Annotated in this window: 25 protein-coding genes; 18 read left to right on the top strand and 7 right to left on the bottom strand. The window is 60.5% G+C overall.

What is annotated here, in order from left to right:
• Positions 1-32 precede the first annotated feature (32 nt).
• The 10 genes from tsaE (at position 33) to ACEWPJ_RS00325 (ending at position 13,237) form a co-directional block, all read left to right on the top strand.
• A complete protein-coding gene (gene tsaE, locus ACEWPJ_RS00370; protein ID WP_416510173.1) occupies positions 33-506 on the top strand; it encodes a tRNA (adenosine(37)-N6)-threonylcarbamoyltransferase complex ATPase subunit type 1 TsaE in 474 nt (157 codons plus the stop codon).
• A complete protein-coding gene (locus ACEWPJ_RS00365; RefSeq protein WP_416510172.1) occupies positions 499-1,494 on the top strand; it encodes an aminoglycoside phosphotransferase family protein in 996 nt (331 codons plus the stop codon). The genes tsaE and ACEWPJ_RS00365 overlap by 8 nt, the downstream gene beginning before the upstream one ends.
• Positions 1,491-2,189 carry a nucleotidyltransferase family protein gene (locus ACEWPJ_RS00360; protein WP_416510171.1) on the top strand — a complete coding sequence of 233 codons (699 nt, stop codon included), beginning with the start codon at positions 1,491-1,493 and terminating at the stop codon, positions 2,187-2,189. Before ACEWPJ_RS00365 ends, ACEWPJ_RS00360 begins: the two co-directional genes overlap by 4 nt.
• Positions 2,182-5,103: a double-strand break repair protein AddB gene (gene addB, locus ACEWPJ_RS00355; RefSeq protein ID WP_416510170.1), complete on the top strand. Its 2,922-nt coding sequence runs from the start codon at positions 2,182-2,184 to the stop codon at positions 5,101-5,103. The genes ACEWPJ_RS00360 and addB overlap by 8 nt, the downstream gene beginning before the upstream one ends.
• Positions 5,100-8,489 carry a double-strand break repair helicase AddA gene (gene addA / locus ACEWPJ_RS00350; protein WP_416510169.1) on the top strand — a complete coding sequence of 1,130 codons (3,390 nt, stop codon included), beginning with the start codon at positions 5,100-5,102 and terminating at the stop codon, positions 8,487-8,489. Before addB ends, addA begins: the two co-directional genes overlap by 4 nt.
• Before the next feature lie 58 nt (positions 8,490-8,547).
• A complete protein-coding gene (trxA, locus tag ACEWPJ_RS00345; RefSeq protein ID WP_416510168.1) occupies positions 8,548-8,868 on the top strand; it encodes a thioredoxin in 321 nt (106 codons plus the stop codon).
• A gap of 109 nt (positions 8,869-8,977) precedes the next feature.
• Positions 8,978-9,535: an ATP-dependent protease subunit HslV gene (gene hslV / locus ACEWPJ_RS00340; RefSeq protein WP_416510167.1), complete on the top strand. Its 558-nt coding sequence runs from the start codon at positions 8,978-8,980 to the stop codon at positions 9,533-9,535.
• Complete coding sequence (hslU, locus tag ACEWPJ_RS00335) at positions 9,532-10,848, top strand: ATP-dependent protease ATPase subunit HslU (protein ID WP_416510166.1); 1,317 nt, start codon at positions 9,532-9,534, stop codon at positions 10,846-10,848. Before hslV ends, hslU begins: the two co-directional genes overlap by 4 nt.
• A gap of 44 nt (positions 10,849-10,892) precedes the next feature.
• Positions 10,893-12,017 (top strand): alpha/beta hydrolase, encoded by a 1,125-nt coding sequence (locus ACEWPJ_RS00330; protein ID WP_416510165.1) that lies wholly within the window; start codon positions 10,893-10,895, stop codon positions 12,015-12,017.
• Positions 12,014-13,237, top strand: a complete 1,224-nt coding sequence (locus ACEWPJ_RS00325; protein ID WP_416510164.1) for an MFS transporter — start codon at positions 12,014-12,016, stop codon at positions 13,235-13,237. Before ACEWPJ_RS00330 ends, ACEWPJ_RS00325 begins: the two co-directional genes overlap by 4 nt.
• Here the strand turns inward: ACEWPJ_RS00325 and ACEWPJ_RS00320 are convergent.
• Genes ACEWPJ_RS00320 through ACEWPJ_RS00310 form a run of 3 tightly spaced genes read right to left on the bottom strand, consistent with a single transcriptional unit; the run spans position 13,220 to position 15,497 of the window.
• Positions 13,220-13,810 carry a Smr/MutS family protein gene (locus ACEWPJ_RS00320; protein ID WP_416510163.1) on the bottom strand — a complete coding sequence of 197 codons (591 nt, stop codon included), beginning with the start codon at positions 13,808-13,810 and terminating at the stop codon, positions 13,220-13,222. The two genes, ACEWPJ_RS00325 and ACEWPJ_RS00320, sit on opposite strands and share 18 nt — an antisense overlap.
• Positions 13,807-14,796, bottom strand: coding sequence for a murein transglycosylase A (locus ACEWPJ_RS00315; protein WP_416510162.1), 990 nt, complete (start codon positions 14,794-14,796; stop codon positions 13,807-13,809). The genes ACEWPJ_RS00320 and ACEWPJ_RS00315 overlap by 4 nt, the downstream gene beginning before the upstream one ends.
• A 41-nt stretch (positions 14,797-14,837) precedes the next feature.
• On the bottom strand, positions 14,838-15,497 hold the full coding sequence (locus ACEWPJ_RS00310) for a Tim44/TimA family putative adaptor protein (protein ID WP_416510161.1): 660 nt from the start codon (positions 15,495-15,497) through the stop codon (positions 14,838-14,840).
• A gap of 99 nt (positions 15,498-15,596) precedes the next feature.
• Between ACEWPJ_RS00310 and ACEWPJ_RS00305 the strand changes: the two genes are divergently transcribed.
• Positions 15,597-16,085, top strand: a complete 489-nt coding sequence (locus tag ACEWPJ_RS00305; RefSeq protein ID WP_416510160.1) for an FxsA family protein — start codon at positions 15,597-15,599, stop codon at positions 16,083-16,085.
• A 58-nt stretch (positions 16,086-16,143) separates the two neighbouring features.
• The gene (gene secB / locus ACEWPJ_RS00300; protein ID WP_416510159.1) at positions 16,144-16,638 is read left to right on the top strand and encodes a protein-export chaperone SecB; all 495 of its coding nucleotides are present in this window, start codon (positions 16,144-16,146) and stop codon (positions 16,636-16,638) included.
• Here secB and dnaQ read toward each other — a convergent pair.
• The 4 genes from dnaQ to ACEWPJ_RS00280 are packed head-to-tail and all read right to left on the bottom strand — an operon-like array spanning position 16,635 to position 19,348.
• On the bottom strand, positions 16,635-17,327 hold the full coding sequence (gene dnaQ, locus ACEWPJ_RS00295; RefSeq protein ID WP_416510158.1) for a DNA polymerase III subunit epsilon: 693 nt from the start codon (positions 17,325-17,327) through the stop codon (positions 16,635-16,637). The genes secB and dnaQ overlap by 4 nt on opposite strands.
• Entirely contained in the window at positions 17,320-17,919 is a 600-nt protein-coding gene (gene coaE, locus ACEWPJ_RS00290) for a dephospho-CoA kinase (RefSeq protein ID WP_416510157.1), read from the bottom strand. Before coaE ends, dnaQ begins: the two co-directional genes overlap by 8 nt.
• On the bottom strand, positions 17,916-18,752 hold the full coding sequence (locus tag ACEWPJ_RS00285; RefSeq protein ID WP_416510156.1) for a shikimate dehydrogenase: 837 nt from the start codon (positions 18,750-18,752) through the stop codon (positions 17,916-17,918). Before ACEWPJ_RS00285 ends, coaE begins: the two co-directional genes overlap by 4 nt.
• Positions 18,749-19,348 carry a Maf family protein gene (locus tag ACEWPJ_RS00280; protein WP_416510155.1) on the bottom strand — a complete coding sequence of 200 codons (600 nt, stop codon included), beginning with the start codon at positions 19,346-19,348 and terminating at the stop codon, positions 18,749-18,751. The genes ACEWPJ_RS00285 and ACEWPJ_RS00280 overlap by 4 nt, the downstream gene beginning before the upstream one ends.
• Before the next feature lie 417 nt (positions 19,349-19,765).
• Here ACEWPJ_RS00280 and ACEWPJ_RS00275 point away from each other — a divergent pair, with 417 nt between their 5' ends.
• From ACEWPJ_RS00275 to ACEWPJ_RS00250, 6 genes are all read left to right on the top strand, one after another.
• The gene (locus ACEWPJ_RS00275) at positions 19,766-20,218 is read left to right on the top strand and encodes a CopD family protein (protein ID WP_416510154.1); all 453 of its coding nucleotides are present in this window, start codon (positions 19,766-19,768) and stop codon (positions 20,216-20,218) included.
• A gap of 117 nt (positions 20,219-20,335) precedes the next feature.
• Positions 20,336-21,607 (top strand): transcription termination factor Rho, encoded by a 1,272-nt coding sequence (rho, locus tag ACEWPJ_RS00270; protein WP_416510153.1) that lies wholly within the window; start codon positions 20,336-20,338, stop codon positions 21,605-21,607.
• A 30-nt stretch (positions 21,608-21,637) separates the two neighbouring features.
• Complete coding sequence (gene mnmE, locus ACEWPJ_RS00265; RefSeq protein ID WP_416510152.1) at positions 21,638-22,927, top strand: tRNA uridine-5-carboxymethylaminomethyl(34) synthesis GTPase MnmE; 1,290 nt, start codon at positions 21,638-21,640, stop codon at positions 22,925-22,927.
• Positions 22,928-22,930: 3 nt separating this feature from the next.
• Complete coding sequence (gene mnmG / locus ACEWPJ_RS00260; protein WP_416510151.1) at positions 22,931-24,808, top strand: tRNA uridine-5-carboxymethylaminomethyl(34) synthesis enzyme MnmG; 1,878 nt, start codon at positions 22,931-22,933, stop codon at positions 24,806-24,808.
• Between the two features lie 56 nt (positions 24,809-24,864).
• The gene (gene rsmG / locus ACEWPJ_RS00255) at positions 24,865-25,437 is read left to right on the top strand and encodes a 16S rRNA (guanine(527)-N(7))-methyltransferase RsmG (protein ID WP_416510150.1); all 573 of its coding nucleotides are present in this window, start codon (positions 24,865-24,867) and stop codon (positions 25,435-25,437) included.
• Complete coding sequence (locus tag ACEWPJ_RS00250) at positions 25,430-26,239, top strand: ParA family protein (RefSeq protein WP_416510149.1); 810 nt, start codon at positions 25,430-25,432, stop codon at positions 26,237-26,239. Before rsmG ends, ACEWPJ_RS00250 begins: the two co-directional genes overlap by 8 nt.
• Positions 26,240-26,248: the final 9 nt, after the last annotated feature.

The following is a 26,248-nucleotide window of genomic DNA, read 5'->3' as shown; positions in this document are numbered from 1 at the left end:
GCAGCGCCTGATCTTCCGGCTACAGTCGGCCCATGCTTCGCGACGCCGCCCACCGCCATCTGAAATCACCCGAAGACTCCGCCGCCTTGGCGCGGACCATCGCGGGTGCGTTGAAGCCGGGCGATACGCTGCTTTTAGAAGGCCCGATTGGTGCCGGCAAAACCCACTTCGCCCGGTCGATTATCCAGTCCATGCTGACGGACCCAGAGGATGTTCCCTCCCCCACCTTCACGCTGGTTCAGACCTACGAAACCGACGCGGGCGAAATCTGGCACCTCGATCTTTATCGCCTCACCGACCCAAGCGAACTGTCCGAACTGGGGCTTGAGGATGCACTAGAGGACGCGATCTGCATCATCGAATGGCCGGATCGGCTGGGCGACGATGTTCCACAAAATGCGCTGCGCCTGACCTTCGCGCTCGACGCCGACCCTGACGCCCGCCAACTGACCGCCACTGCGGGGGCGGAGCGTTGGATGAGTATCCTCAGGCAGGTCAATGACTAATCGAAGCGCGGAAATCACCGCCTTCCTGACAGGTGCGCGATGGGTAAAAGCCGACCGCACGCACCTGGCGGGCGACGCCTCTGCCCGACGATATGAGAGGCTGACGCTCGACAACCGCACCGCGATTCTGATGGACGATCCGCCGGGGGACGGTGCTGGCCTTGCCCCCTTCGTTGAGGTCGCGGATTTCTTGCGTCAATCGAGCCTGTCCGCGCCAGAGATTTACGCACGGGACGACGCAACCGGCCTGATGCTGCTCGAAGATTTCGGCGACGCGAGCTTCGCCAAGGTGATCACCGCCGACCCGGCGAAGGAACGCCCCCTTTTTGAGGCCGCCGTCGACGTTCTGATCGACCTGCACAACACACCCTGCCCGCCTTTCGTCGCACCCTACACCGCCGAGATGATGGCGGACTACATCCGCCCCGTCTTCGACTTTTACGCGCCATCGGATCAGCGCGATGCCGCTCTGGAAGCAGACATCATCGCCCAACTCCAAACGCTCCTTACCGCCCACACGCCCGACACCGATGTGATCATTCTGCGGGACTATCACGCCGAAAATCTCGTTTGGTTGCCGGGGCGGGAAGGCGTCGCACGGGTCGGCTTGCTCGATTTTCAAGACGCGCTGGCGGGGCATCGGGCGTACGATCTGATCTCCCTCCTCGAAGACGCGCGACGTGACGTTGCGCCAGAGGTCGTCGCCGCGATGATCGACCGATATACAGCCGCGACCGACACCGACCCCGATCAATTCCGCGCCGCCTGTGCTGTCCAGGCGACGCAGCGTAATCTGCGCATCCTCGGCGTTTTTGCCCGCCTCGCGCGGTTGCGCGGAAAGCCGCATTACATCGACCTATTGCCCCGCGTCTGGGGCCATCTGATGAGCGACCTGTCGCACCCGATCATGGCCGACCTGCAGCCCATGATCCCGCGCGCCCTACCAGCACCAAAACCTGAATTACGCGAGGCGTTGAAATCCGCATGACGCCTGACACCCCCACATCCGCAATGGTCTTCGCCGCCGGGTTCGGCACCCGGATGGGCGCCCTGACCGCTGATCGACCAAAGCCCCTGATTAATGTCGCCGGGCGGGCGCTGATTGACCACACGCTCGACATCGTTGAAAGCGCCGGGATCACACGCAAAATCGTTAATGTGCATTACAGGGCCGAAATGATGCGCAGGCATCTCGCCGGCCGGTCCGTGACGATATCGGAGGAAACCGGCGACATCCTCGAAACCGGCGGCGGGCTGAGGAAGGCGCTGCCGCTTCTTCGGCCGGGGCCGGTCTATACGCTCAATTCCGATTCGATCTGGCGCGGACCGAACCCGCTGACCGCCCTGTCCGATGCTTGGAGCCCTGAAATCATGGACGCGCTGTTGCTGTTGATTGCGCCCGAGGCCGCCCACGGGCATTCCGGCGCGGGGGATTTCGTGTTGGGAAAAGACGGTCAGATCACGCGCGGTCCGGGGCTGATCTATTCCGGCGCGCAGATTATCAAGACCGACAGGCTCGCGGATATCACAGACGCGGCGTTTTCCCTCAACGTCGTGTGGGACCGGATGCTCAGCGATGGTCGCGTTTTCGGTCTGCGTTACCCCGGCGCGTGGTGTGATGTCGGCACGCCCCACGGCATTCAGGACGCTGAAAACCTGCTTCGCGGGGACCGCGATGTTTGAGCATTCCGATAAGCCCCGGATCTTTGCGTTGCCACCCGGCGTCGACTTTGCGCAGGCATTGGTTTCGGGTCTAATTCAGCGGAATTCAGGCCGCGCACCCGAATGCCTCGCCCGTGCCGAAGTCTTTCTGAACACCCGCCGGATGCAGCGCCGGGTCCGCGCGTTGTTTGACTCCGGCCCGCCGATCCTGCTGCCCCGGCTTCGACTTGTCACCGACCTTGCCAGCGATGTGTCGATGGCCGACATTCCGCCCGCAGTGCCACCCCTGCGACGGCGGTTGGAGCTTGCACAGCTCATCTCAAAACTCCTCGATCAGGAACCCGATCTCGCGCCGCGATCCGCGATCTTTGACCTCGCCGATAGCCTTGCCTCCCTGCTTGATGAAATGCAGGGGGAGGGCGTGACCGCCGACGCGATTCAAAAGCTCGATATCACCGACCAGTCCGGCCATTGGGATCGCGCCAAGCGGTTCGTCGACCTCGCGCAGCAGCTCTTCGTGGCCGACGCACCAGATGCCGAGGCGCGACAGCGGCGCGTTGTTGAGCGTCTGGTTGAGCGCTGGAAGGTCGCGCCGCCGGACCATCCGGTGATTATCGCAGGGTCGACCGGGTCGCGCGGCACGACGCAACTGCTGATGCGGGCCGTCGCGCAGCTGCCGCAGGGGGCGTTGGTTCTGCCGGGCTTCGATTTCGACACGCCCGCCGATGTCTGGCGCGGCATGGATGACGCGCTGACGGCTGAGGATCATCCGCAATTTCGCTTTGCCCGGCTGATGGCGGCGCTGGATGTCACCCGTGACGATATTTTGCCGTGGGATCAAACGCAGCCGCCATGCCCCGCCCGCAACCGCCTTGTGTCCCTCGCGCTGCGTCCGGCACCGGTGACAGATCAATGGATGGTCGAAGGCGCAGCGCTTGACGATATTGGCGAAGCGACTGGGGCCGCCACCCTGATCGAAGCCCCTTCCGTCCGAGCGGAGGCTGTCGCCATCGCCCTGCGCCTGCGCCAAGCGGCGGAGCGCGGCGAGACCGCCGCCTTGATCTCCCCGGATCGGCTGCTGACGCGGCAGGTCACCGCCGCGCTGGATCGCTGGGGGATAGAGCCGGACGACAGCGCAGGTCGGCCGCTTGGTCTATCCGCGCCGGGCCGTTTCTTGCGGCATGTTTCGTCTCTGTTCCGGCAGAAATTGACGTCTGATGCGCTTCTGGCGCTGCTCAAACACCCCCTCGCGAATACCGGGGGTGAGGGTCGCGGCCAGCACCTGTTATGGACGCGGGAGTTGGAGCTTTCGCTGCGCCGACATGGTCCACCCTTCCCGGGGCCGGACGACCTGTCCGCATGGGCCGCCAAGGGCGGCGAGGATGGCCGCGCGGAATGGGCCGATTGGATCGCCAGCCTGATTTGCGGCCGAGAACGCGCCGGAACCCGCTCGCTTGATGCCCACCTTGCCGAACACCTCGACATCGCCGCCGCGCTTTCGTCTGGGCCTGACGGCACAACCCTCGGCGAGCTTTGGGAAAAGCCCGCAGGCAAGGAAGCGCTACGCATCGTCACGGAGCTTCGGCAAGAGGCGCAGCATGGCGGCGAAATGACCGCTGCGGAATACGATGCGCTGTTTCTGTCGGTTCTCAACCAAGGGGAGGTGCGCGATCCCATCCGCCCACACCCCAACATCATGATCTGGGGCACGCTTGAGGCGCGCGTTCAGGGTGCCGACCTTGTTATCCTCGGGGGGCTAAACGATGGCGTCTGGCCGGAACCGCCCGCCCCTGATCCATGGCTCAACCGCGAAATGCGCAAGAATGCCGGGCTTTTGCTGCCTGAACGGCGGATCGGACTATCGGCGCATGACTTCCAATTGGCGATCGCCGCGAAGGAAGTCTGGCTAACCCGTGCGATCCGCGATGCAGAGGCGGAGACTGTGCCCTCCCGCTGGGTCAATCGACTGACGAACCTGCTGGGTGGTTTGGCGGATCAAGGGGGGGTTCAGGCACTTGGCGACATGCGGAACAGGGGAGAGCAATGGCTTGACCTGGCGGCGCGAATTGATATTAAATCAGAGCCTATTTCGCCTGAAAAGCGCCCATCCCCCCGCCCCCCGCGCGATCAGCGGCCAAGCGAATTGCCGGTCACGCAGATCAAAACCCTGATCCGTGACCCCTTTGCCGTCTATGCGCGCTATGTGCTGAACCTGCGCGCGCTCAACCCGCTTCAGAAAATGCCCGACGCGTTGATGCGGGGGATTATTGTGCACAAAATCCTCGACGCGTTCATTCGCCAGAACGTGCTGTCGACCGACGCGCTTCTGCGAACAGCCGAACAGATCCTGGACGAAGAGGCCCCATGGCCCGCCGCGCGGCGGATCTGGTTGGCCAAGCTCGTCCGCGTTGCGGATTGGTTTATTGCTGGCGAAGTAGCTCGCCAGCGAGATGCCGAGCCGTTCCTGTTTGAAGAATCCGGCCGCGCCACGCTGTCCGATATCGGCTTCACTCTCACCGCGAATGCAGACCGTATTGACTGCGCGCCTGACGGAACGGCCTTTATCTACGACTACAAAACCGGAAGCCCGCCGACCCAGCCGCAGCAAAAGGCGTTCGACAAGCAGTTGCTGCTAGAAGCCGCGATGGTTGAGCGGGGCGGGTTTGAAAAACTCGGGCCGACTCCGGTCGGCGGCGCGGTTTACATCGGCCTCGGCGCAAAGCCCAAGGAAGAGCCCGCGCCACTTGACGATGTTGCCGTCGGAAAGGTGTGGGAAGAGCTTTCCGAGTTGATTAGAGCCTATTTCAGCGAAAACAGGGGCTATACCGCCCGCCGCGCCGTCGAAAAGCAGCGGTTTGAAGGCGAATACGATCACCTATCGCGCTACGGCGAATGGGATGAAACGATGCAGCCTGACCCGGAGGATGTCGCATGACCCGGCGCGACGCAGCCACCGAACGGCAGGTGCAGGCGGCGGACCCGTCGGGGTCTGTCTGGCTCTCGGCAAACGCGGGCTCCGGCAAGACGCGGGTTCTGACCGATCGCGTCGCGCGGCTCTTGCTGAACGGGGTGTCGCCGCAGCATATCCTGTGCCTGACCTACACCAAGGCCGCCGCGTCCGAGATGCAGAACCGCCTGTTCCAGCGCCTTGGGTCGTGGGCGATGCTGGGGGATGAGGCGATTACCGACGGGCTGCGCGCCCTTGGGGTCGACGGGCAGATCGACAATAAAATGCGGGCCGAGGCGCGGCGCCTGTTCGCCCGCGCCATCGAAACGCCGGGCGGGTTGAAGATTCAGACGATCCACTCGTTTTGCGCATCGCTTTTGCGGCGGTTTCCGTTGGAAGCGGGCGTTTCTCCGCAATTCAAGGAAATGGACGACCGCGCGGCGGAACTTTTGCGCGGCGAGATCATCGAGGACATGGCCGATGGCGAGCATATCGCCATCATCGATACCCTTGCCGCGCAATATTCCGGGGAAGATTTTTCGAAACTTTCCGCCGAGGTCGTGAAGCGGCGGACGGAGTTCGCTGATGCTATCGACTGGCCGACGCTTGCCCAGCGGATGGGTCTTGATGCGGATGAAACCGAGCAAACCATCCTTCGCAATGTGGTTTTGCCCGGCGACGGGGCGTTGCTGGCGACACTGCGCACCGCGCTCGCCGCTGGGTCAAGCATGGATAATAAGGCGGCGAAAAAGCTCGACGCGATGGATCCGTCCAATATCCGCTATACCGATCTGGAAATTTTGGAATCCGTGATGCTGACCGGTGCGACAGCGAAGGCTGGCGCGTTCACTGCAAAGATCGACGCATTCCCGACGCAGAACACGCGCAAGGCACTGGGCGACGCGATGCCGGCGATCAACGCCCTGATGCAGCGGGTGGAGGAGGGGCGAAGTCGCCGAATACGTCTCTATGTTGCCCAAAAAACGCTCGCACTTCATCAGTTCGCGGCTGTGTTCCTGCCGCTCTACGAACAGCGCAAGCAGGCGCGGGGGTGGCTCGACTTTGATGATCTGATCTTGCGGTCGCGAGCGTTGCTGAACGATCCGGTCGTCGCGCAGTGGGTGCTGTTCCGGCTGGACGGTGGCATCGATCATATCCTTGTGGATGAGGCGCAAGACACCAGCCCGCCGCAGTGGGACGTGATTGAACGGCTCGCGCAGGAATTCACGGCGGGCGAGGGCGCGCGCGCCAATGCGGAGCGGTCGATATTCGTTGTCGGGGACAAAAAACAATCGATCTATTCGTTTCAGGGCGCTGACCCGGAAGGCTTCGACCGGATGCGCGCGCTGTTTGAAAGCCGTTTGTCGGACGCCGAAGGACAGCTTCGGTCGATGGAGATGGAGTATTCTTTCCGATCCGCCGCGCCGATCCTGCGGGTGGTTGACTCGACGTTTCAGGACCGGGCAGATAGCGGGCTGGGCGGGCACGCGCAGCACATCGCGTTCAAGGCCAATATGCCCGGTCGCGTCGATCTTTGGCCGGTCGTCCCCGTGGCGGACAAGCCGGACGACACCGAATGGTATGATCCCGTCGACCTGCTGGCCGAGAACCATCAGTTCGTCGTTTTGGCGAACCGGATCGCGAATCAGATCGACTCGATGATCGGGCACGCCGATATTCCCGATGCGCCCGACAACTCCGGCAACTACACCATGCGCAAGGTGCGGGCGGGCGACATTCTGATCCTCGTTCAGCGGCGGTCAGATCTGTTTCACGAAATCATCCGCGCCTGTAAGGAGCGCGGGCTGCCGATGGCCGGGGCGGATCGCCTGAAAGTCGGAGGGGAGCTTGCAGTCAAGGATATCGCGGCGCTGCTGTCATTCCTTGCGACACCTGAGGACAGCCTATCGCTCGCCGCTGCTTTGCGCTCTCCGCTGTTTGGCTGGTCGCTGAAAGACCTGCACACACTCGCGCACGGCAGGGAGGAGCGGCATCTTTGGGAAACGCTCCGCAATCGCGCCGACGCTTATCCCGAAACCGTCGCCACGCTCCGCGCACTTCGGGCAGCCGCGGATTTTCTGCGACCGTACGATCTGATCGAACGTATCCTGACCCGCCACCGGGGGCGTATGAACCTTCTTGCGCGGTTGGGGGCAGAGGCGGAGGACGGGATCGACGCGCTATTGTCGCAAGCGCTGTCTTATGAACGGATGGAGGTGCCGAGCCTGACCGGTTTCCTCGTCTGGCTGCAAACCGATGACATCGAAGTTAAGCGCCAGATGGACAGCGCCAGCGACAGGATTCGTGTGATGACCGTGCATGGCGCGAAGGGGCTTGAGGCGCCGATTGTCATCCTGCCCGACACTGCCCAGCGCAAATCGACGCTGAAGGATGAAATCCTGATGGCGGACGATCTGGCGATCTGGGGCACGCCGAAGGATATGCAGCCCGATCTGGTTGTTACCGCCTACGACGCCCAGAAAGCACGGCAGGATGCGGAACGGGATCGCCTGCTTTACGTCGCGATGACGCGGGCGGAAACCTGGTTGATCGTCGCCGCCGCGGGCGAGTTGGGAAGCGATGGCAAAAGCTGGTTTGAAACGATTGGGCGTGGCCTGGAAACCGCCGGCGCAGTATCGCACCCTTTTGTTTTCGGCGGTGGTCTGCGGCTGGAGGAGGGCGATTGGTCGCGCACCGCACCGTCGGATGCAGGCGCGGCGACAACCACACCAGCGGCGCTGCCCGACTGGACGCAAACGCCGGCGCCTGCCCCGGTTGAGGCGGCCAAAACCCTGCGTCCGTCCGACCTTGGCAGGGCGAAGGCGTTGCCGGGTGAAGCGGGGCTGGATGAAGAGGCCGCCAAGCTGCGCGGCAGTCGTTTGCACCGCTTGCTGGAACATCTGCCGCGTCACGCGCCGGATCAGTGGGGCGCACTCGTCAACGACCTTCTGGCCGATCCGACCACGCCAATTTCAACCGACGAAACGGCAGAGCTGTTTGATGAAGCGCAGCGAGTTCTGAAAGCGGCGAAGTTGTCCTTCCTCTTCGACCCCACAACGCTGGCCGAGGTCGACATCAGCGCGCAGCTTTCCGAACTCGGCAACGCCCGCATCCACGGTGCCATCGACCGGCTGATCGTCGAGGAAAACCGCGTGATGGCGGTTGATTTCAAATCCAACGCGGTCGTGCCAACCCGCCCCGAATACGTGCCCGACGGCCTCTTGCGGCAGATGGGCGCCTACCACGCCGCCTTGCAACAGATCTATCCGGCAAAGCGGGTGGAGTCCGCCATTCTTTGGACCCGCACGGCAACGTTGATGCCGCTGCCACAAGACATCGTGATCGCCGCGTTTTCCGACGCCACCGTGGCTTGACGCCAAAGGGGGGGGCACATACGTTCATGGCAACTTATTCCTGATTTGGAGAACCGAAATGGCAACTGTCGCCGTGACTGACGAAACCTTCGACGCCGAAGTCAAAAGCTCTGATATCCCTGTCATCGTGGATTTCTGGGCCGAATGGTGTGGCCCCTGTAAGCAGATCGGCCCAGCGCTTGAAGAACTTTCGACCGAGTACGAAGGCAAGGTGAAAATCGTCAAGGTCAACGTGGACGAAAACCCGAACTCCCCCGCACAGATGGGCGTTCGCGGCATTCCGGCGCTGTTCATGTTCAAGGATGGCGAAGTCGTGTCGAACAAGGTCGGCGCCGCCCCAAAGGCCGCGCTTGAAGGTTGGATCAAGGAAGCCATCTGATCCCAGATTAATACGAGGGAAAGGGCGTCTTCGGGCGCCCTTTTTCTATGGCGCGCTTGTCTGACAGGCGGTGCGCGTCCATATAGGCCCGAACGAACGGAGGCGAAACATGGCAGACGATCAATTCCCCGGTTGGCACGGCACAACGATCATCGGCGTCAGGCGCGGCGGTGAGGTTGTGATCGCCGGCGACGGGCAGGTGAGCCTTGGCCAGACGGTCATCAAGGGATCTGCCCGTAAGGTGCGCCGCTTGTCACCGGGCGGCTATGACGTGGTTGCCGGGTTTGCCGGATCGACAGCGGATGCCTTCACGCTGCTTGAACGGCTTGAGGCGAAGCTTGAGGCGACACCGGGGCAGCTGCAGCGCGCCTCGGTCGAATTGGCGAAAGACTGGCGCACGGATAAATACCTGCAAAAGCTCGAGGCGCTGCTGATCGTCAGCGACGGGGCAGAGCTTTACGTGATTACTGGCGCGGGCGATGTGCTGGAACCGGAACATGACGTGGCCGCGATCGGCTCCGGCGGGAATTTCGCGCTGGCGGCGGCGCGCGGGTTGATGGAATCCGAAGGCTCCGCAGAAGATGTCGCCCGCAAAGCAATGGCCATCGCCGCCGACATTTGCGTTTACACCAACGGCAACCTGACAGTGGAGCGGATCGCGAAATGACCGACCTGACACCCCGTGAAATCGTATCCGAACTTGACCGGTTTATCATCGGCCAGAAGGGCGCGAAACGTGCCGTGGCCGTTGCCCTGCGCAACCGCTGGCGGCGCAAGCAGATCGGTGATGATCTGCGCGACGAGGTATATCCGAAAAACATCCTGATGATCGGGCCGACCGGCGTTGGTAAAACCGAAATCAGCCGGCGTCTGGCCAAGCTTGCCCGCGCGCCGTTCATCAAGGTCGAGGCGACGAAGTTCACCGAGGTCGGCTATGTCGGTCGTGACGTGGAACAGATCATCCGCGACCTTGTTGAAAACGCTGTCACGATGACCCGCGAACAGATGCGCGAAGACGTGAAGGCCGCCGCCCACGGCGCCGCAGAAGAACGCGTGATCGAAGCGCTTGCCGGAACGGACTCCCGCGACGGAACCCGCAAGATGTTTCGCGATAAGCTGAAGAAGGGAGAGCTTGACGACACGATCATCGAGCTCGACGTTGCCGACACCTCAAACCCGATGGCGTCGTTTGAAATTCCCGGCCAACCCGGTGGCGGTGGGCCGATGGGCGGCATGATGAACCTCGGTGATATCTTCGGCAAGGCAATGGGTGGTCGCACCGTGCGGCGCAAGATGACCGTCGCCGAAAGCTATGAAATTCTGATTGGCGAAGAAGCTGACAAGCTGCTTGACGACGAGGCCGTGACCAAGGCCGCGCTCGAAGCGGTCGAACAGAACGGCATCGTGTTTCTGGACGAGATCGACAAGGTCTGCGCCCGCGCCGACGCGCGTGGTGGCGAGGTCAGCCGCGAAGGCGTGCAGCGCGATTTGCTGCCCCTGATCGAAGGCACCGTCGTCAGCACAAAGCACGGCACGATCAAGACCGACCACATCCTGTTCATTGCCTCTGGCGCGTTTCACATTGCAAAGCCATCCGATCTGTTGCCCGAACTGCAGGGTCGCTTGCCGATCCGGGTCGAGCTGCGTCCACTGACCGAAGAAGATTTCGTGCGCATCCTGACCGAAACCGACAATGCGCTGACGCGGCAATATACGGCCTTGATGGGCACCGAAGACGTGACCGTGACCTTCACAGAAGACGGAATCGCAGCCCTTGCCAAGATCGCCGCAGACGTGAACCAATCGGTCGAAAACATCGGCGCGCGGCGGCTTTACACGGTGATGGAGCGTGTGTTCGAGGAGCTTGGATTCACCGCCCCCGACCGCGCTGGTGAAAGCGTTGAGGTGAACGCGGATTTTGTCGAAGAGAACCTCGGCGAACTCACCCGCTCTGCCGATCTCAGCCGCTACGTGCTCTAGGCGACCGTTTTAAAACCTGCTAGGGCAAGCGCGATATCGACCCTTTGAAAGTCGCGCTTGTGCCGGTTCTACGTTTCCTTCTGACCGCAGCTATCGCTGTGCTGCTGACGGCCTGCGGGCCGCGGCCCGTCATTGTCGTGGACGAAGCCGCCGCATCCGTCGGCGAGGTGCAGCGCGTTTTTGTCGGAACGACCCGGCAACGTGACCCAGAAACGCGGTTCGGGGCGGAACGGTCGGGCGATCTGGCTTTTGCCCGTTACGATGTGTCCGTCCCGCCCGCGCATGAAACGGGGCGCATCGAATGGCCCCGACAGGCACCGGACGCCACGCAGCATTTCATAGCAACGGAAGAGGTTTTGTTTCAGGGTGTCGGAGAGTTTCGGCGCGACCTGCGCCAAGCCCTGCTGACCCGCCCAGTCGGCAAACGCGTTGCGATCATCTATGTTCACGGGTTCAACAACACGTTTTCTGATGGCGTCTATCGGCTTGCCCAGATGTCGCATGATTTCGGGCTGCCCGACGTTGCGGTTCACTATTCCTGGCCCAGCGCAGGCAGCGCCTTGGGTTATGCCTACGACCACGACAGCGTGTTATTCGCCCGCGACGGGTTAGAGGAGCTTTTGTCAGTCGTCCGCTCAGCCGGAGCGAACGAGGTTCTGCTCGTCGGCCACTCGATCGGCGCGCAGCTTGTCATGGAAACCCTGCGCCAGATGGCGATCGCCAACCCGCGCAGCCTTGATCGGCAGGTGGGCGGGGTCGTTCTGCTATCCCCAGATATCGACATTGATCTGTTCCGCCAGCAAGCCGCACGGATCGGGGATTTGCCGCAACCCTTCGCGATCTTTTCCTCTGACCGGGATCGAGCGCTGCGACTGTCGGCGCGGCTGACCGGGCGGACGGATCGGCTGGGTAATGTCACGGACCCGGAGATTCTGTCGGATCTTGAGGTTACGATCTTTGACCTATCGGAGTTCTCGGACGGCCCGGTTGGCCATTTCAGCGCAGCAACCTCACCCGCATTGATTCGCATCCTTAAGCTCGCACCGGGGATTGAGGCGGCGTTCGCCAACGATCCATCGGGGCGCGCGGGGCTGATCCCCGGCACGGTGCTGACGGTCCAGAACGCCACGCAAGTCATCCTCAACCCCGCTGCCGCTGGCGTGCAATGAGGTTTGGCGCGTTCCTGCGGGCCAATGCACAATGGCTCGCCGCTGGTATGCTTCTGACGTTGGTGTCGAGCTTTGGGCAGACCTTTTTCATTTCGATCTTCGCCGGTGAAATCCGGGCAGAGTTCAATCTAAGCCACGGCGCTTGGGGCGGGCTATATTCATTAGGCACGATGGCCTCTGCCGTCGTGATGATCTGGGCGGGCGGGCTGACCGACATCTTTCGCGTGCGCCACCTTGGGGCGTTCGTGTTCCTTGGCCTTGCCGGGGCATGTGTTGCGATGGCGACGGTCTCGGCGGCATGGGCGCTGCCGTTCGTGATCTTCTCGCTGAGGCTTGCCGGGCAAGGAATGTTACCGCATGTATCTGCCGTTGGTATGGCGCGGTGGTTTGTGGCGGCGCGGGGCCGGGCGCTTGCCATCGCGTCACTTGGTTTCGCGGCGGGGGAGGCTTTGCTGCCGCTGATCTTCGTCGCGCTGCTTGGCTTCTATTCGTGGCGGTCACTTTGGATCGGCTGCGCGGTTGTTGTCGTCTTGCTGATCCCGCTGCTGATGCTGCTTCTGCGCCAGGAACGCACGCCGCGATCGGTTGCCGAAGAAACCCACGCATCCGGCATGGCGGGCATTCACTGGACCCGGAACGGCGCGTTGCGACACTGGCTGTTCTGGGCGCTGGCCCCCGCGCTTGTCGCCCCGTCGGCCTTTGTCACGTCATTCTTTTTCCAGCAGGTCCACATCGCCGAAGTAAAGGGGTGGAGCCATGCGGCCTTCGTTGCATTGATCCCGATTTATACGATTGTCAGCGTGCTTTCCGCCCTTGGGTTCGGATGGCTGATCGACCGGATCGGAACCGGGCGGTTGATGCCGATCTATCAACTGCCGCTCGCGCTGGGGTTCGTTTTGTTCGGCCTTGCCCATTCGCCGTGGGCAGCGGGCGGCGCGATGGCGGTCATGGCGCTGACCCAAGGCGGGCAATCGACCCTATCAAGCGCGTTCTGGGCAGAGTTCTACGGCACCCGCCACCTTGGGTCGATCAAGGCGATGGCGGCGGCGGTGATGGTGCTCGGCTCTGCCATTGGGCCAGCGATTACCGGGGAGCTGATTGATCTTGGCGTGAATTTCGAACAGCAGATGTTCGGGATCGCAGCCTATATCACGCTCGCGTCGTCCATCGTGGCGGTCGCGGTTGGGCGCGTCCGAAAGACCTTAGCGATTGCGCCTTAGATAGACGTAATACGCGCCGCTTCCGCCATGACGAACATGTGCTTGGGCCACCTGAAGAACCACAGAACGAAGCGGCCCGGATTGCAGCCACTGCGGCACTTGATGTTTCAGAACACCGCGCCGTTCCGGGATTGGCCCGTGATCGTCGCGCTGCCTGCCCTTGCCGGTGATGACCAGAACCAGCCGTTTGCCCGAGGCGTGGGCATTTAGCACGAAGCTTGTCAAAGCCGGATGCGCACGGGCGAGCGTCATGCCGTGCAGGTCGATCTTGGCGTCGGGCGTCATCTTGCCCCGCCGAAGTTTGCCGAAAGCCTTGCCATCCATCTGCACTGGCTGACGTGAAAGCTGATCGGAAATCGACGGGATAAGGTCCATCCGGGTCGCGGGCTTCGCACCGCTGCGGATAGAAAACGGTTCAATCGGACGCGGCGAGTCGTCTGCCGCGCCGTTTTGTTTCGGTTCAGTCAGGTTGCTGGTCCGAAACTCTGGCGGGCGGATTGGTTTTGCCGTTTTTGCGACACGCGCCCAAAGCTCTTCTTCGTCCGGGCGCAGGTGGCGACGCTTGCGCGTCATCCTGCCCCCTCGGGCACCAGCTCAAACGCGATCTGAATCGGCAACAACATCACCAACCGCCCCGGATCACGAATACGCCCCGCAACCCGCCCCGCATCATCCCCGGAGCCGAAAAAGATATCCGCACGCTGCGCGCCCTTGATGGCAGAGCCTGTATCTTGCGCGACCATCAGCCGGGTCATCGGATCTTTGCCCTCTTTCTCAATCCAAACCGGTGCGCCAAGCGGGGTATAAAGCGGATCGACCGCAATCGTCCGCAGCGTGGTGATCGACCGGTTCATCGCGCCAAGCGGCCCACGGTCCGGGGCCAGATCCCGCAGCTTGCGGAAAAACACGAAAGACGGATTGTGCCGCAGCAGTTCGGTCCCATCCGTCGGATTGCGCTGCACCCAATTGCGGATCACCTGCGCGGACACCTGATGCGGCTGGTAGACGCCGCGCCGCACCAGCTCTTCGCCAACAGATCGATAGGGTTGGCCGTTCGCCCCGCCATAACCAACGCGGATCACGTTGCCATTGGTCAGACGCACCCTCCCCGAGCCTTGGATTTGCAGAAAGAACACATCGACCGGGTTATCTACCCAACAAATCTCAAGCCCCCGATTGTGGAGTGCTCCGGTTTCCTCAATCTCTCGTCGGGTCAGCCATAGTCCATCGGCCTCTGGCGGCTTGCGATAGAGGGGGTAGCGGAACCGCGCTGTGGGCTGAAGCGACCCCGAAAGCTCCGGTTCAAAATAGCCGGTGAACATGGCGGGGCTGCCATCCTCCACCATCACCGGGCGGAAGAAGATTTCAAAGAAGGTGCGGGCCGAGGGCTGTGTCGTCGCGAGCGCGCAAAGCGCGGTCCACTCCGCCCCATTCATATCGCCGCAGGTTTCCAGAAAGACCGAAAGCGCTTCTTGGTGGTCGTCGTCTTCCCAGCCGGAAAGCTCATCAAACCGCAAAAGGCTGTAGGTCGCATCCTTTGCCTTGACGGGTGCTGTCATCGACAACACCGCCAGGACAAGCGCCGACCACACCCCACGCATCATTCCCCGGTGGCGACCAGCAACCAATTCGGATCGTTCGTTCCCATCTTGCGGGCGAAGGTCCAGATATCTTTCTGGCGTTTAATCTCGTGCGGTTTGCCTTCGACGATGTCGCCGCCACTGTCGCGCACGACCGACGTGAGTTCACCAGCGAAGCGAACTTTCACCTCGCCCTCGCGGGAATTTTGGTCGAAATTCGCGTCGATCACCGCAACCTCGCGCACACCGATGAATTCGGCGTCGATGGTCAGGCCCTTATCCTCGCGTGCCGCGACGACATCGACAAAACTGTCAAAGACATCGTCCGACAGGAAAGGCCGCAGCGAATCCATATCGCCACGTTCGAACCCCATCAGGATCATTTCGTAGGCCCCACGCGCGCCTTGCAGGAATTCGCCGACGTTAAAGCCCGGCTCTGCCTCTTTCATCGCGGCAAGCGCTTCGGCCTCGGGGCTGCCCTCGGCCACATGGTCCGTGATGTCGCGGTCTGGCCCGCCCTCAATCACCTCAAGCCCAGCGCGGCGCTGGGTTACAGTGTCATCGGCACGGATTGCCGGTTTTTCAAACCCTTCGCGGGTGCCAAGCACACCACGCAGCTTCAGGATCAGAAATATGGCAACGCCGGCCAAAACCAGCAGTTGGATCGCAGAAGAGCTCATTCGGACCTCACGAAAGGATGGTAACACGTGTTCACCGTTCATATGTAGGGCGTGGGTCGGTCCAAGTCCACCTCACGACGCGCCGGAAAAGAGGGTCATATGTGGTTGTTGCTAATCTTTATCGCGGTTCCGCTGATTGAAATCGCCTTGTTCATCCAGTTGGGCGGGGCAATCGGGCTGTTCCCGACGCTTGCGATTGTTGTTCTGACAGCGGTTCTTGGCACATGGCTGGTGCGCACGCAGGGGGCGCTGGCGATCAATGAACTGCGCGGATCGTTCTCTGAACTGCGCGACCCGACCGAACCTTTGGCGCATGGCGCAATGATCCTGATCGCCGGGGCGCTATTGCTGACACCGGGATTCTTCACCGACACGGTCGGTTTTTTGCTGCTGTTCCCGCCGTTCCGCCGCGCCGCGTATCGCTATCTGCGCGCCCGCGTCAAAGTGCAGAGCTTTTCGATGGGACCGGATCAACCGGACCCGCACCGCCCGCATCCGCAAGACCCGGATATCATCGACGGTGATTTTCAAGAGGTTCAGCCGCCGAAAAAGCCGACCCACGGCCCGTCTGGCTGGACAAAGCATTGAGGCCGAAACCCGGACCTGCTAGATACCCCGCCAACCTCATCGCCATCGGGAGTATAGAATGGCCGAAAACGAAAACGGCGCGGCAGAACAGCCCGCGCAGGTAAAAATGCAGGTCTTGGGCCAGTTCGTCCGCGATCTGTCTTTTGAGAATATCGTCGCGCAAAAAGGTATTCAGGGCGACGTTCAGCCGGACATTCAGGTTCAGGTGAACCTCGACGCAAAGAAACGCAGCGTCGAACATCAGTATGAGATTATCGCGAAGTTCACGATCAACTCCAAAACCAAGGACAAGGGCCAGCCCCTGTTCCTGATGGAGCTTGAATATGGCGGCATCTTCCACGTCGAAAACGTGCCCGAAGAACAGCTACATCCCTATCTGCTGATCGAATGCCCGCGGATGCTGTTCCCGTTCGTGCGCCGCATCGTCAGCGACGTAACCCGCGATGGCGGCTTCCCGGCGTTGAACCTCGAAAACATCGATTTCGTGGCGCTGTATCGTCAGGAGCTTGCACGGCGGGCCGAGGCTGAAAAAGCCGACACCAACGTGTCTTAAGACAGTTTTTTCCACAAAGCACCGTCGCCCATTTCCGCCACGAACGCGGCATGGGCGGCGGCCTCATCCTCGGTGATCCGAGGCGGCAGCGGGCTTGGCCGCTGTTGCGGACGCCATTCGGTTTCGCCACCCGGCCCGGTCGATTGACCGCCACCGCTTGCCAAGCCAAAGTCGGGTTGCCGCCCGCCGATCAGCTCCAGATAAACTTCGGCCAGAATTTCGGAGTCGAGCAGCGCGCCGTGCAGCGTGCGCGATGAATTGTCGATACCGAAACGACGGCACAGCGCATCCAGCGACGCCGGGGAGCCGGGGAATTTCCGCCGTGCGATGGCCAGCGTATCCAGCGCCTGTTCCATCGGCAGTTGCGGGTGACCAGCCCATTTCAGTTCGGCGTTCAGGAACTTCATGTCAAAGGCTGCGTTGTGAATCACAAGGCGCGAGTCTTCGATGAAATCCACGAAAGCCTGCGCGATGGTTTTGAACACGGGTTTATCGGCAAGGAATTCGTCGCCCAGCCCGTGAACCTCGAACGCTTCATTCGGCATGGCGCGTTCGGGGTTGATATATTGGTGATAGGTGCGCCCGGTCGGAACGTGGTTCAGCAGCTCAACCGCGCCGATTTCGACAATCCGGTCGCCTTGCTCAGGCTCAAACCCGGTGGTTTCGGTGTCGAGGACGATTTCACGCATCGGTCTGCTGTCTCCTGATTTGGTCTACGATATGTCGCACAGCATCCCGCGCCGCTTCAAGCGTCACGGTCTCAACAATGTAATCCGCACGGCGGCGCTTTTCGGCATCGGGCAGTTGCTTGACAAGAATCGCGTCAAACTGCGCTTCGGTCATGCCCGGACGCTCCAGAACCCGCGACCGCTGAACATCGGCCGGGGCTGTGACGACGACAACCGCATCCATATCGGCACTGCTGCCGGTTTCAAACAGCAGTGGGATGTCGAGCAGGACGATGTCGCTCTCCGCGGCCTCGATGAACTCCGCGCGGTCGGCGGCGACAAGGGGATGAACGACGCTTTCGATTTGTCGAAGGGCGGTTGGATCTTTGGCGATCCAGTCTTTCAGCGCCGCGCGGCTGACGGCACTATTGATCACCGCATCTGGATGTAGATTTGCGATTTCGGGCACCGCCGCGCCGCCTTTGTCGTAGAGCCGGTGCACGGCGGCATCCGCATCCCAGACCGCAACACCTTCGTCGGCAAACATCCTGGCCGTCGTCGATTTTCCCATTCCGATTGAACCGGTTAGCCCGATCAGGAACGGTCGACTCATGCGGACAAGACCGCATCGCGGGTCTGGGCGTCAACATCGGGGCGTTGCCCGAACCAACGTTCAAACGCCGGGGCGGCTTGGAACAACAACATGCCCAGCCCATCGACAGTCCGACACCCCTTTTCCCGCGCAGTTTCCAGAAAGGCCGTTTCCAGCGGGGCGTAGACAAGGTCCGTCACCGTCGCATCCTTGCGCAGTCCGTCAAGCGGCACCCTCAGTTCCGGCTTTCCGACCATGCCTAGCGATGTGGTATTGACCACGGTCGCCGCTTCCTCAAGCATATTGCCCGCCTGAACCCATTCAAACACGTGAACGCGCTGGCCAAATTCGCTGCGTAACGCATCCGCGCGGGATCGCGTTCGATTGGCGAGCATGATTTCCTCTGCCCCGGTTTCCAACAGCGACGCGATCACCGCGCGCGCAGCGCCGCCTGCGCCAAACACCGCCGCCGGTCCATCTGCTGCCGACCAGCCCGGCGCCCCTTGGCGCAGGTTTTCGACAAATCCGTAACCGTCAGTGTTATCCGCGTGAACCCGTCCGTCTTTGTGGAAAATGAGCGTATTTGCAGCGCCGATCAATGAGGCACGGTCGGTAACAAGATCTGCAAGCTCAAGCACCGCCTCTTTATGCGGGATCGTCACGTTGACGCCGACAAATCCCAGACGCGGCAGCAGTTCGATCACCTCGGCCAGATCGTCATGGGCGACATTCATCGGAATGTAATGGCCGTTGATTCCGTAACGCTTCAGCCAATGCCCGTGAAGTGCCGGCGACTTGCTGTGTTCGATTGGCGAGCCGATTACGCCGGCCAATGGAATCGCGGTATCACTCATCTCGTCAACTCTCCCCTAAGTGTAAGATATGACAAAAGCTCTAAAAGCGGCAGCCCCAGAACGGTGAAAAAATCGCCATCGACGCGCGAAAACAACCGCGCGCCCTCTTCTTCGACTTTGTATCCGCCGACGGAGTGGCGAATGCTATCCCAGTTTCGCGCGACATAGTCGTCGATAAACGCATCAGAAATATTGTGCATCTGCAAGCGCACCTGACCAATGTGTCGCCAGACGGGTTTGGCATCCTGATAGATCACGACGGCCGATAGAAGCATATGCCGTTTGCCACGCAAAGCCCTTAGTTGATCTTTCACCACGTCGGGTGTTTCGGGTTTCGCAAGAATCTTGCCGTCGAAATCCAGAACCTGATCGCAGCCGATCACCAATGCGCCCGGTTCTTTCTGGCTAACCTTCCGCGCTTTCTGTTCGGCCAACGCATCCGCAATGTCGCGCGGCGGCAGCCCCTCGGCCAACATCGAATCGCGGATCATCTCTTCATCGACACGGGCGACCTCAACGCGATGCGGAACGCCTGCGTTTTGCAGCAGCCGGTGGCGGATCTCCGAACCAGAGGCGAGGATGATGGGCGCGGACATGTGCGTGAACCTGTGGATCGCTTGGGGTGGATGTGTGTGAAGTTTTGGCCAAATCGGGGATATCTCTCCGCTCTGCCGGAAGTGCGGCTATTTGGCAAGATTACGGGGTGATTTATCCACGGTGGATAATGATAAATCTGATCTGTGCAGAGTGTGCGTATAGCGTTTTGCCCAGAAATTCCCACACGGTTTCATTCACAGGTGCAATATACTAATCCACTGATATTGTTCATATTTACAGAATTATCCAATACCTCAGGAACTTATCCCAATTTTATCCCCATCAAAGAACCTTCTGCATGACTCTGTGGAGGATTCTTTAATCCCAAGATTTCGGCCTCCCTACAAAATCATCATCTTTTCTTTTATATATAATTATTATTAGAAGGGCGCAGACCGTGTATGGGGATAACCGGAATGTCTGACCTTCTTATTGATCTATATCCCTGGACCAAAGTGCTCCATGTGATTTCGGTGATCGCTTGGATGGCCGGGCTGTTCTACCTTCCCCGCCTGTTTGTCTATCACGTTGAAGAGGTCGAACAGGGCTCAACCACCGAAGCGTTGTTTCAGAAGATGGAAGTCAAACTGCTGCGGGTCATCATGAACCCGGCGATGACTGCCGCGTGGGTCTTTGGCCTGCTTTTGGTCTTTACCCCCGGTGTTGTCGATTGGTCGGCCATCTGGCCCTGGACCAAGGCCGCCGCGGTTCTGGCTATGACATGGTTCCATCACTGGCTTGGCTATCGGCGCAAGGATTTCCTGCGCGGCGAAAACACCGTGACCGGGCGACGCTATCGCTTGATGAACGAGGTGCCGACCCTGTTGCTGATTGTCATCGTCGTATCAGTCATCGCGCGACCCTTCTGAGGTCGATTGACTTAAACACCCGTGACGCTTATCTAACATCCAAACCAGCCGTCCGGCTGGGTAGATTCCCATTCAGAAAATATTCCATCGCCGTCAGGCGAGGTCCGAGAGTTTGATATGACCCAAGAACGCCTGTCCCTTGCAGAGCTGAAAGCCCACACGCCGAAAGACCTTCTTTCGATGGCCGAAGAGCTTGAGATTGAAAACGCGTCCACCATGCGGAAGGGCGACATGATGTTCGCCATCCTCAAGGAACGCGCCGACGAAGATTGGGAAATCAGCGGTGATGGCGTGCTTGAGGTTTTGCAGGACGGCTTCGGCTTCCTCCGCTCGCCCGAGGCGAACTATTTGCCCGGTCCGGATGACATCTATGTTTCGCCTGACATGATCCGGAAGTTTTCGCTGCGCACCGGGGATACCGTTGAAGGTGTCATTCAAGCGCCGCGCGACAATGAAAACTACTTCTGCATGACGGGCGTCACGGCGATCAACTTCCAGGAACCGGAAAAGGCCAAGCATAAGATCAACTTCGACAACCTCACACCGCTTTACCCGGATGAGCGTCTGAAGCTTGAGATTGAGGATCCGACAGTCAAAGATAAAACTGCCCGCGTGATCGATCTGGTCGCGCCAATCGGGAAAGGCCAGCGGTCATTGATCGTGGCACCGCCGCGCACCGGTAAAACCGTGATCTTGCAAAACATCGCACATTCGATCGAACGCAATCACCCGGAATGTTACCTGATCGTGCTTCTGATCGACGAACGCCCGGAAGAAGTCACCGACATGCAGCGTTCCGTGAAGGGGGAGGTTGTGTCCTCCACCTTTGATGAACCCGCGACCCGTCACGTAGCGGTTGCGGAAATGGTGATCGAAAAAGCGAAGCGACTGGTCGAACACAAGCGCGACGTTGTGATCCTGCTCGACTCCATCACCCGCCTTGGCCGCGCTTACAACACCGTTGTGCCTTCCTCGGGTAAGGTGCTGACCGGTGGTGTCGACGCGAACGCCCTGCAGCGCCCCAAACGCTTCTTTGGTGCCGCCCGGAATATCGAGGAGGGTGGATCGCTCACCATCGTGTCGACCGCGCTGATCGATACCGGCAGCCGGATGGACGAAGTGATCTTTGAAGAATTCAAAGGCACCGGTAACTCTGAAATCGTGCTGGATCGGAAAGTCTCCGACAAGCGCGTGTTCCCGGCCATCGACATTCTGAAATCCGGCACCCGAAAAGAAGACCTGCTGATCGACAAGATCGACCTGCAAAAAACCTTTGTTCTGCGTCGGATTCTGAACCCGATGGGGACCACGGATGCCATCGAATTCCTGCTGTCGAAGCTGAAGCAAACCAAGACGAACTCAGAGTTCTTCGATTCCATGAACACCTAAATTATCGTTTAATTACAGATAGTTAAATAGATGGATACGATCTACGCCCTTGCAACCGCCCGCGGCAAGGCGGGCGTCGCCGTGGTTCGGATCTCCGGGCCGCGCGCCCGTGCTGTGGCGGCCGATATAGCGGGCGAGATTCCTACACCGCGTGTCGCGACGCTCCGCGTAATCCGGGATGATGAGGGCGGGCGTCTGGATGAGGCGCTGATCCTGTGGTTCGAAGACGGCCACAGCTTTACCGGCGAAGAGGTTGTGGAGCTTCATCTGCATGGCAGTCAAGCCACCGTTGCCGCTGTCCTGCGCGACCTGTCTGGTCGCGATGGTTTGCGCTTGGCTGAACCGGGCGAATTCACCCGCCGTGCGCTTGAAAATGAACGGCTTGACCTTGCCCAGGTCGAAGGTCTCGCCGATCTGATCGATGCCGAAACTGAGGCGCAGCGCAAGCAGGCGCTTCGGGTTTTGTCTGGCGCGCTTGGCGCCCGCGCTGAAGGATGGCGCAGCCAATTGATCCGCGCCGCAGCCTTGATGGAAGCGACGATTGATTTCGCTGATGAAGATGTGCCTGTGGATGTCTCGCCTGAAGTCCTCGACCTGATTGGGGCTGTCCGGGCGGAGTTGATTGAGGAGGTGGATGGCTCCCGCATCGCTGAACGTATCCGCGACGGGTTTGAGGTCGCGATTGTCGGCCCGCCGAATGTTGGAAAGTCCACACTCCTCAACGCGCTTTCCGGGCGAGAGGCTGCGATCACCTCGGAATTCGCCGGAACCACCCGCGATGTGATTGAGGTGCGGATGGACCTCAACGGCCTGCCCGTCACAATCCTCGACACAGCCGGCCTGCGCGCCACGGACGACCATGTCGAAGGTATCGGCATTGCGCGGGCGATTGAGCGGGCGAAGGCGGCAGATTTGCGTGTTTTCCTGATGGATGGCGACAGTTCGTTCTCAGAACTTGAACCAAGTGGCGACGATATTGTTCTTGATGGAAAGGGTGATCTTGGGCGCGGCGATGGCCCGTCCATCTCCGGCAAAACCGGGCAGGGTGTTTCGGATTTGGTCGCGCGGATTACCACAATCCTCGAAGCGCGCGCGGCCACGGCAGCCATCGCTACGCGTGAACGACACAGAATCGCAATCTCTCGCGCGGCGGAGGCTTTAGAATCAGCGCAGGATGAGGTAAGCAGCGGTTCAGAACGCGCAGAACTGGCGGCAGAAGACCTCAGATCAGCGATCCGGGCCCTTGATTCATTGATCGGTCGTGTCGATGTAGAAAACATTCTGGACGAGATTTTCGCCAGCTTCTGCCTTGGAAAATAGAGGATGTTTCACGTGAAACATTTGGATTTTGACGTCATCGTGGTCGGCGGAGGCCACGCCGGAGCAGACGCGGCCCTTGCTGCGAACCGGATGGGTGCGCGCACCGCGCTGGTCACGCTTGGCGTGGATTCCATCGGCGTCATGTCCTGCAACCCGGCGATTGGCGGCCTTGGAAAAGGCCATCTTGTCAGAGAGATAGATGCGCTTGGCGGCGTCATGGGTGAAGCTGCGGATGCGTCTGGCATCCAGTTCCGGCTGCTTAACCGTCGCAAAGGCCCAGCCGTTCAAGGCCCGCGCGCGCAGGTCGATCGGGCGCTGTATAAGCAGGCCGTTCAGAATGAAATCGCCGCCGCCCCAAATATCACCGTTGTTTCTGGTGAGGTGGTTGACCTTATCATGGGCGGTGACCGCGCCGCCGGAATCGTTCTGGCGGACGGGGCCAAGTTGCGGAGCCGGGCAGTCATTCTGACAACCGGCACGTTCTTGCGCGGCGTTATTCATATCGGCGATGTGTCCCGCCCCGGTGGGCGGATCGGCGATAAGCCGTCTGTCCGGCTTGCGGAGCGCATTGACAGTTTCGGCCTCGACCTCGGGCGGCTTAAAACCGGAACGCCGCCGCGCCTGTCCAGCCGGTCGATCAACTGGGACGGACTTGAGATGCAGCCGGGCGACGATGTCCCGACGCTATTTTCCTTCATGTCCGATGCGCCAGCGGCGCGGCAGATCTCTTGCGGGATCACCCATACGAATGAGCGGACGCATGAAATTATCCGTGAAAACCTTGGCCGATCCGCGATGTATGGCGGGCGAATCGACTCCGTCGGGCCGCGCTATTGTCCTTCGATCGAAGACAAGGTTGTGCGGTTTGAGGAGAAGACCTCCCACCAGGTTTTTCTCGAACCCGAGGGGCTGAACGACGACACGATTTATCCGAATGGCATTTCAACCTCGCTGCCGGCCGAGGTTCAGACAGACTACGTTCGATCCATCAAAGGCCTTGAAAACGCTGAGATTTTGCAACCCGGCTATGCGATCGAATACGATTATGTCGATCCCCGCGCGCTACGGGCCACGCTGGAAACCCGCGCAGTGCCGGGGCTGTTCCTTGCCGGGCAAATCAACGGCACGACGGGATATGAGGAGGCTGCGGCCCAAGGCCTCGTCGCGGGCCTGAATGCCGCGTTGATGGTGTCTGGGCGCGATGCGGCAAAGTTTAGCCGCACCACCTCTTATATCGGCGTGATGATCGATGACCTCGTGACGCGCGGCGTGACGGAGCCCTATCGTATGTTCACATCGCGGGCGGAGTTCCGGCTTTCGCTTCGTGCCGACAACGCGGACCAACGACTGACGCCGCTTGGGATTGCGCTTGGTTGTGTGCCCGAAGATCGCCGGGCGCGGTTTTCTGAGAAGATGGAGCGCCTCACATCTGGCCGCGAAAAACTCGGTGCGCTTAGCCTCACGCCAACGGCGCTTGCCGCGCAAGGCGTGAAGATCAAGCAGGATGGCGTTCGCCGCACGGGCTACGACCTGCTGGCTTTCCCGGGCGTCAGCTTTTCGCAGCTTTGCGAACACGACGCCTCACTGGCTGAAATTGACGATGAAACGCGCGAACAGCTTGCCCGCGACGCACTTTACGAAAGCTACATCGACCGGCAAAAGCGCGATGTGGATGCGATGCAGCGGGACGAAGACCAGAAGATCCCCGAAGATTTCGATTACTCGGACCTTCAAGGCCTGTCGCACGAGCTGACAGCGAAGCTCATCAAGACGCAGCCGCAAACGCTGGCACACGCCGCGCGGATCGACGGAATGACCCCGGCGGGCCTCACCGTCATCATGGCAAAGCTTCGGCAGGGCCGGAGGAAGCAAAGCGCCTGATGCCCGTGACCGGAACGGAAGAATTTCAACGACTTGCGAATGTTTCACGTGAAACAATGGAGCGTTTGGCGATTTACGCCGATCTGCTGAAAAAGTGGAATCCGGCAATAAATCTGGTGTCGAACTCATCGCTCGATCATCTTTGGACGCGGCATTTCCTCGACTCGGCGCAGGTCTTCGATCTGGCGCCAGAGGGGGTATCGCACTGGGCCGACTTAGGCGCGGGCGGAGGATTCCCCGGCTTGGTCGTCGCGGTAATTGCGAAGGATCGGACGCCTGACATGGCGATCACCCTCGTCGAAAGCGATCAGCGGAAGGCGACGTTTTTACAATCAGCGGCGCGAGAGATGGGGCTGACTGTCGCAGTTGTTGCCGACCGGATCGAAGCTGTCGCGGCGCTGAACGTTGATATCTTGTCCGCCCGCGCCCTCGCGCCCCTGAAAGCCCTGCTGAATTATGCTGAGCGGCACCTCGCCGCCGAGGGTATCGCGCTTTTCCCGAAAGGCGCCAAAGCGCAGGAAGAGGTCGACGAGGCGCTTGCATCCTGGCGCTTTGTCGTCGAAAGTTTCCCCAGCAAGACAGACGCCAACGCGGCAATTTTGAAAATCGGAGGCATCACCCGTGTCTGACCCCACGCGCCCACATGGGGCGAGAATTATTGCTGTCGCGAACCAGAAAGGCGGGGTTGGCAAGACGACGACCGCCATAAACCTTGGCGCGGGGCTGGCGAAGATTGGGAAAAAGGTGCTGCTGGTCGATCTTGACCCGCAGGGGAACGCCTCGACCGGGCTTGGGGTGGATTCGGATCGGCGCAAATTTACGACCTACGATCTGTTGCTTGGCGATACGTCACTACAAGATGTGGTGCAAAAGACGGAACTGAAACGGCTGTCCATCATCCCGGCAACGACCGACCTCAGCTCTGCGGATATTGAACTTTACTCGAACGAAAAGCGGCTTTTCCTTCTTCACGATGCGCTGCGGCAGAGGGCGATTGATGGGTTTGGCTTTGATTATATCCTGATTGATTGCCCGCCCTCGCTGAACCTTTTGACGGTCAACGCGATGGTTGCCGCGCATTCCGTTCTAGTGCCGCTTCAGTCCGAATTTTTCGCGTTGGAGGGCTTGTCGCAACTGATGCTGACGATCCGCGAAGTGCGTCAGACCGCAAACAAGAACCTCAGGATCGAAGGCGTTGTGCTGACGATGTATGACAGCCGTAACAACCTGTCGCGGCAGGTTGAAAACGACGCGCGCGAAAACCTCGGCGATCTCGTGTTCAAAACCGTCATCCCCCGGAACGTCCGTGTGAGCGAGGCGCCGTCATTCGCCATGCCGGTGCTGGACTACGATCCGACATCGAAGGGCAGCCAGGCCTACCGGGCGCTGGCGAGCGAGCTTTCAAAGCGACATAAATTGGTCAAAGCGTAAGGTAGGGGT

This window comes from Aliiroseovarius sp. YM-037 (genome assembly GCF_048060095.1).
Lineage (GTDB): Bacteria > Pseudomonadota > Alphaproteobacteria > Rhodobacterales > Rhodobacteraceae > JBLUOA01.
Note: the sequence above shows the minus strand (reverse complement) of the source record. Positions and strands in the feature narration are given on the sequence as shown.

What these genes read in the sequence shown, in the direction of transcription:
- trxA (WP_416510168.1), top strand. Translation starts at nt 8,548, where the DNA reads ATGGCAACTGTCGCCGTGACTGACGAAACCTTCGACGCCGAAGTCAAA.
- addA (WP_416510169.1), top strand. Translation starts at nt 5,100, where the DNA reads ATGACCCGGCGCGACGCAGCCACCGAACGGCAGGTGCAGGCGGCGGAC.
- tsaE (WP_416510173.1), top strand. Translation starts at nt 33, where the DNA reads ATGCTTCGCGACGCCGCCCACCGCCATCTGAAATCACCCGAAGACTCC.
- mnmG (WP_416510151.1), top strand. Translation starts at nt 22,931, where the DNA reads ATGTTTCACGTGAAACATTTGGATTTTGACGTCATCGTGGTCGGCGGA.
- ACEWPJ_RS00310 (WP_416510161.1), bottom strand. Translation starts at nt 15,497, where the DNA reads ATGAGCTCTTCTGCGATCCAACTGCTGGTTTTGGCCGGCGTTGCCATA.
- coaE (WP_416510157.1), bottom strand. Translation starts at nt 17,919, where the DNA reads ATGAGTCGACCGTTCCTGATCGGGCTAACCGGTTCAATCGGAATGGGA.
- hslU (WP_416510166.1), top strand. Translation starts at nt 9,532, where the DNA reads ATGACCGACCTGACACCCCGTGAAATCGTATCCGAACTTGACCGGTTT.
- hslV (WP_416510167.1), top strand. Translation starts at nt 8,978, where the DNA reads ATGGCAGACGATCAATTCCCCGGTTGGCACGGCACAACGATCATCGGC.
- ACEWPJ_RS00285 (WP_416510156.1), bottom strand. Translation starts at nt 18,752, where the DNA reads ATGAGTGATACCGCGATTCCATTGGCCGGCGTAATCGGCTCGCCAATC.
- ACEWPJ_RS00280 (WP_416510155.1), bottom strand. Translation starts at nt 19,348, where the DNA reads ATGTCCGCGCCCATCATCCTCGCCTCTGGTTCGGAGATCCGCCACCGG.
- secB (WP_416510159.1), top strand. Translation starts at nt 16,144, where the DNA reads ATGGCCGAAAACGAAAACGGCGCGGCAGAACAGCCCGCGCAGGTAAAA.
- rsmG (WP_416510150.1), top strand. Translation starts at nt 24,865, where the DNA reads ATGGAGCGTTTGGCGATTTACGCCGATCTGCTGAAAAAGTGGAATCCG.
- dnaQ (WP_416510158.1), bottom strand. Translation starts at nt 17,327, where the DNA reads ATGCGTGAAATCGTCCTCGACACCGAAACCACCGGGTTTGAGCCTGAG.
- ACEWPJ_RS00325 (WP_416510164.1), top strand. Translation starts at nt 12,014, where the DNA reads ATGAGGTTTGGCGCGTTCCTGCGGGCCAATGCACAATGGCTCGCCGCT.
- ACEWPJ_RS00320 (WP_416510163.1), bottom strand. Translation starts at nt 13,810, where the DNA reads ATGACGCGCAAGCGTCGCCACCTGCGCCCGGACGAAGAAGAGCTTTGG.
- addB (WP_416510170.1), top strand. Translation starts at nt 2,182, where the DNA reads ATGTTTGAGCATTCCGATAAGCCCCGGATCTTTGCGTTGCCACCCGGC.
- ACEWPJ_RS00305 (WP_416510160.1), top strand. Translation starts at nt 15,597, where the DNA reads ATGTGGTTGTTGCTAATCTTTATCGCGGTTCCGCTGATTGAAATCGCC.
- ACEWPJ_RS00360 (WP_416510171.1), top strand. Translation starts at nt 1,491, where the DNA reads ATGACGCCTGACACCCCCACATCCGCAATGGTCTTCGCCGCCGGGTTC.
- ACEWPJ_RS00315 (WP_416510162.1), bottom strand. Translation starts at nt 14,796, where the DNA reads ATGACAGCACCCGTCAAGGCAAAGGATGCGACCTACAGCCTTTTGCGG.
- mnmE (WP_416510152.1), top strand. Translation starts at nt 21,638, where the DNA reads ATGGATACGATCTACGCCCTTGCAACCGCCCGCGGCAAGGCGGGCGTC.
- rho (WP_416510153.1), top strand. Translation starts at nt 20,336, where the DNA reads ATGACCCAAGAACGCCTGTCCCTTGCAGAGCTGAAAGCCCACACGCCG.
- ACEWPJ_RS00365 (WP_416510172.1), top strand. Translation starts at nt 499, where the DNA reads ATGACTAATCGAAGCGCGGAAATCACCGCCTTCCTGACAGGTGCGCGA.
- ACEWPJ_RS00275 (WP_416510154.1), top strand. Translation starts at nt 19,766, where the DNA reads ATGTCTGACCTTCTTATTGATCTATATCCCTGGACCAAAGTGCTCCAT.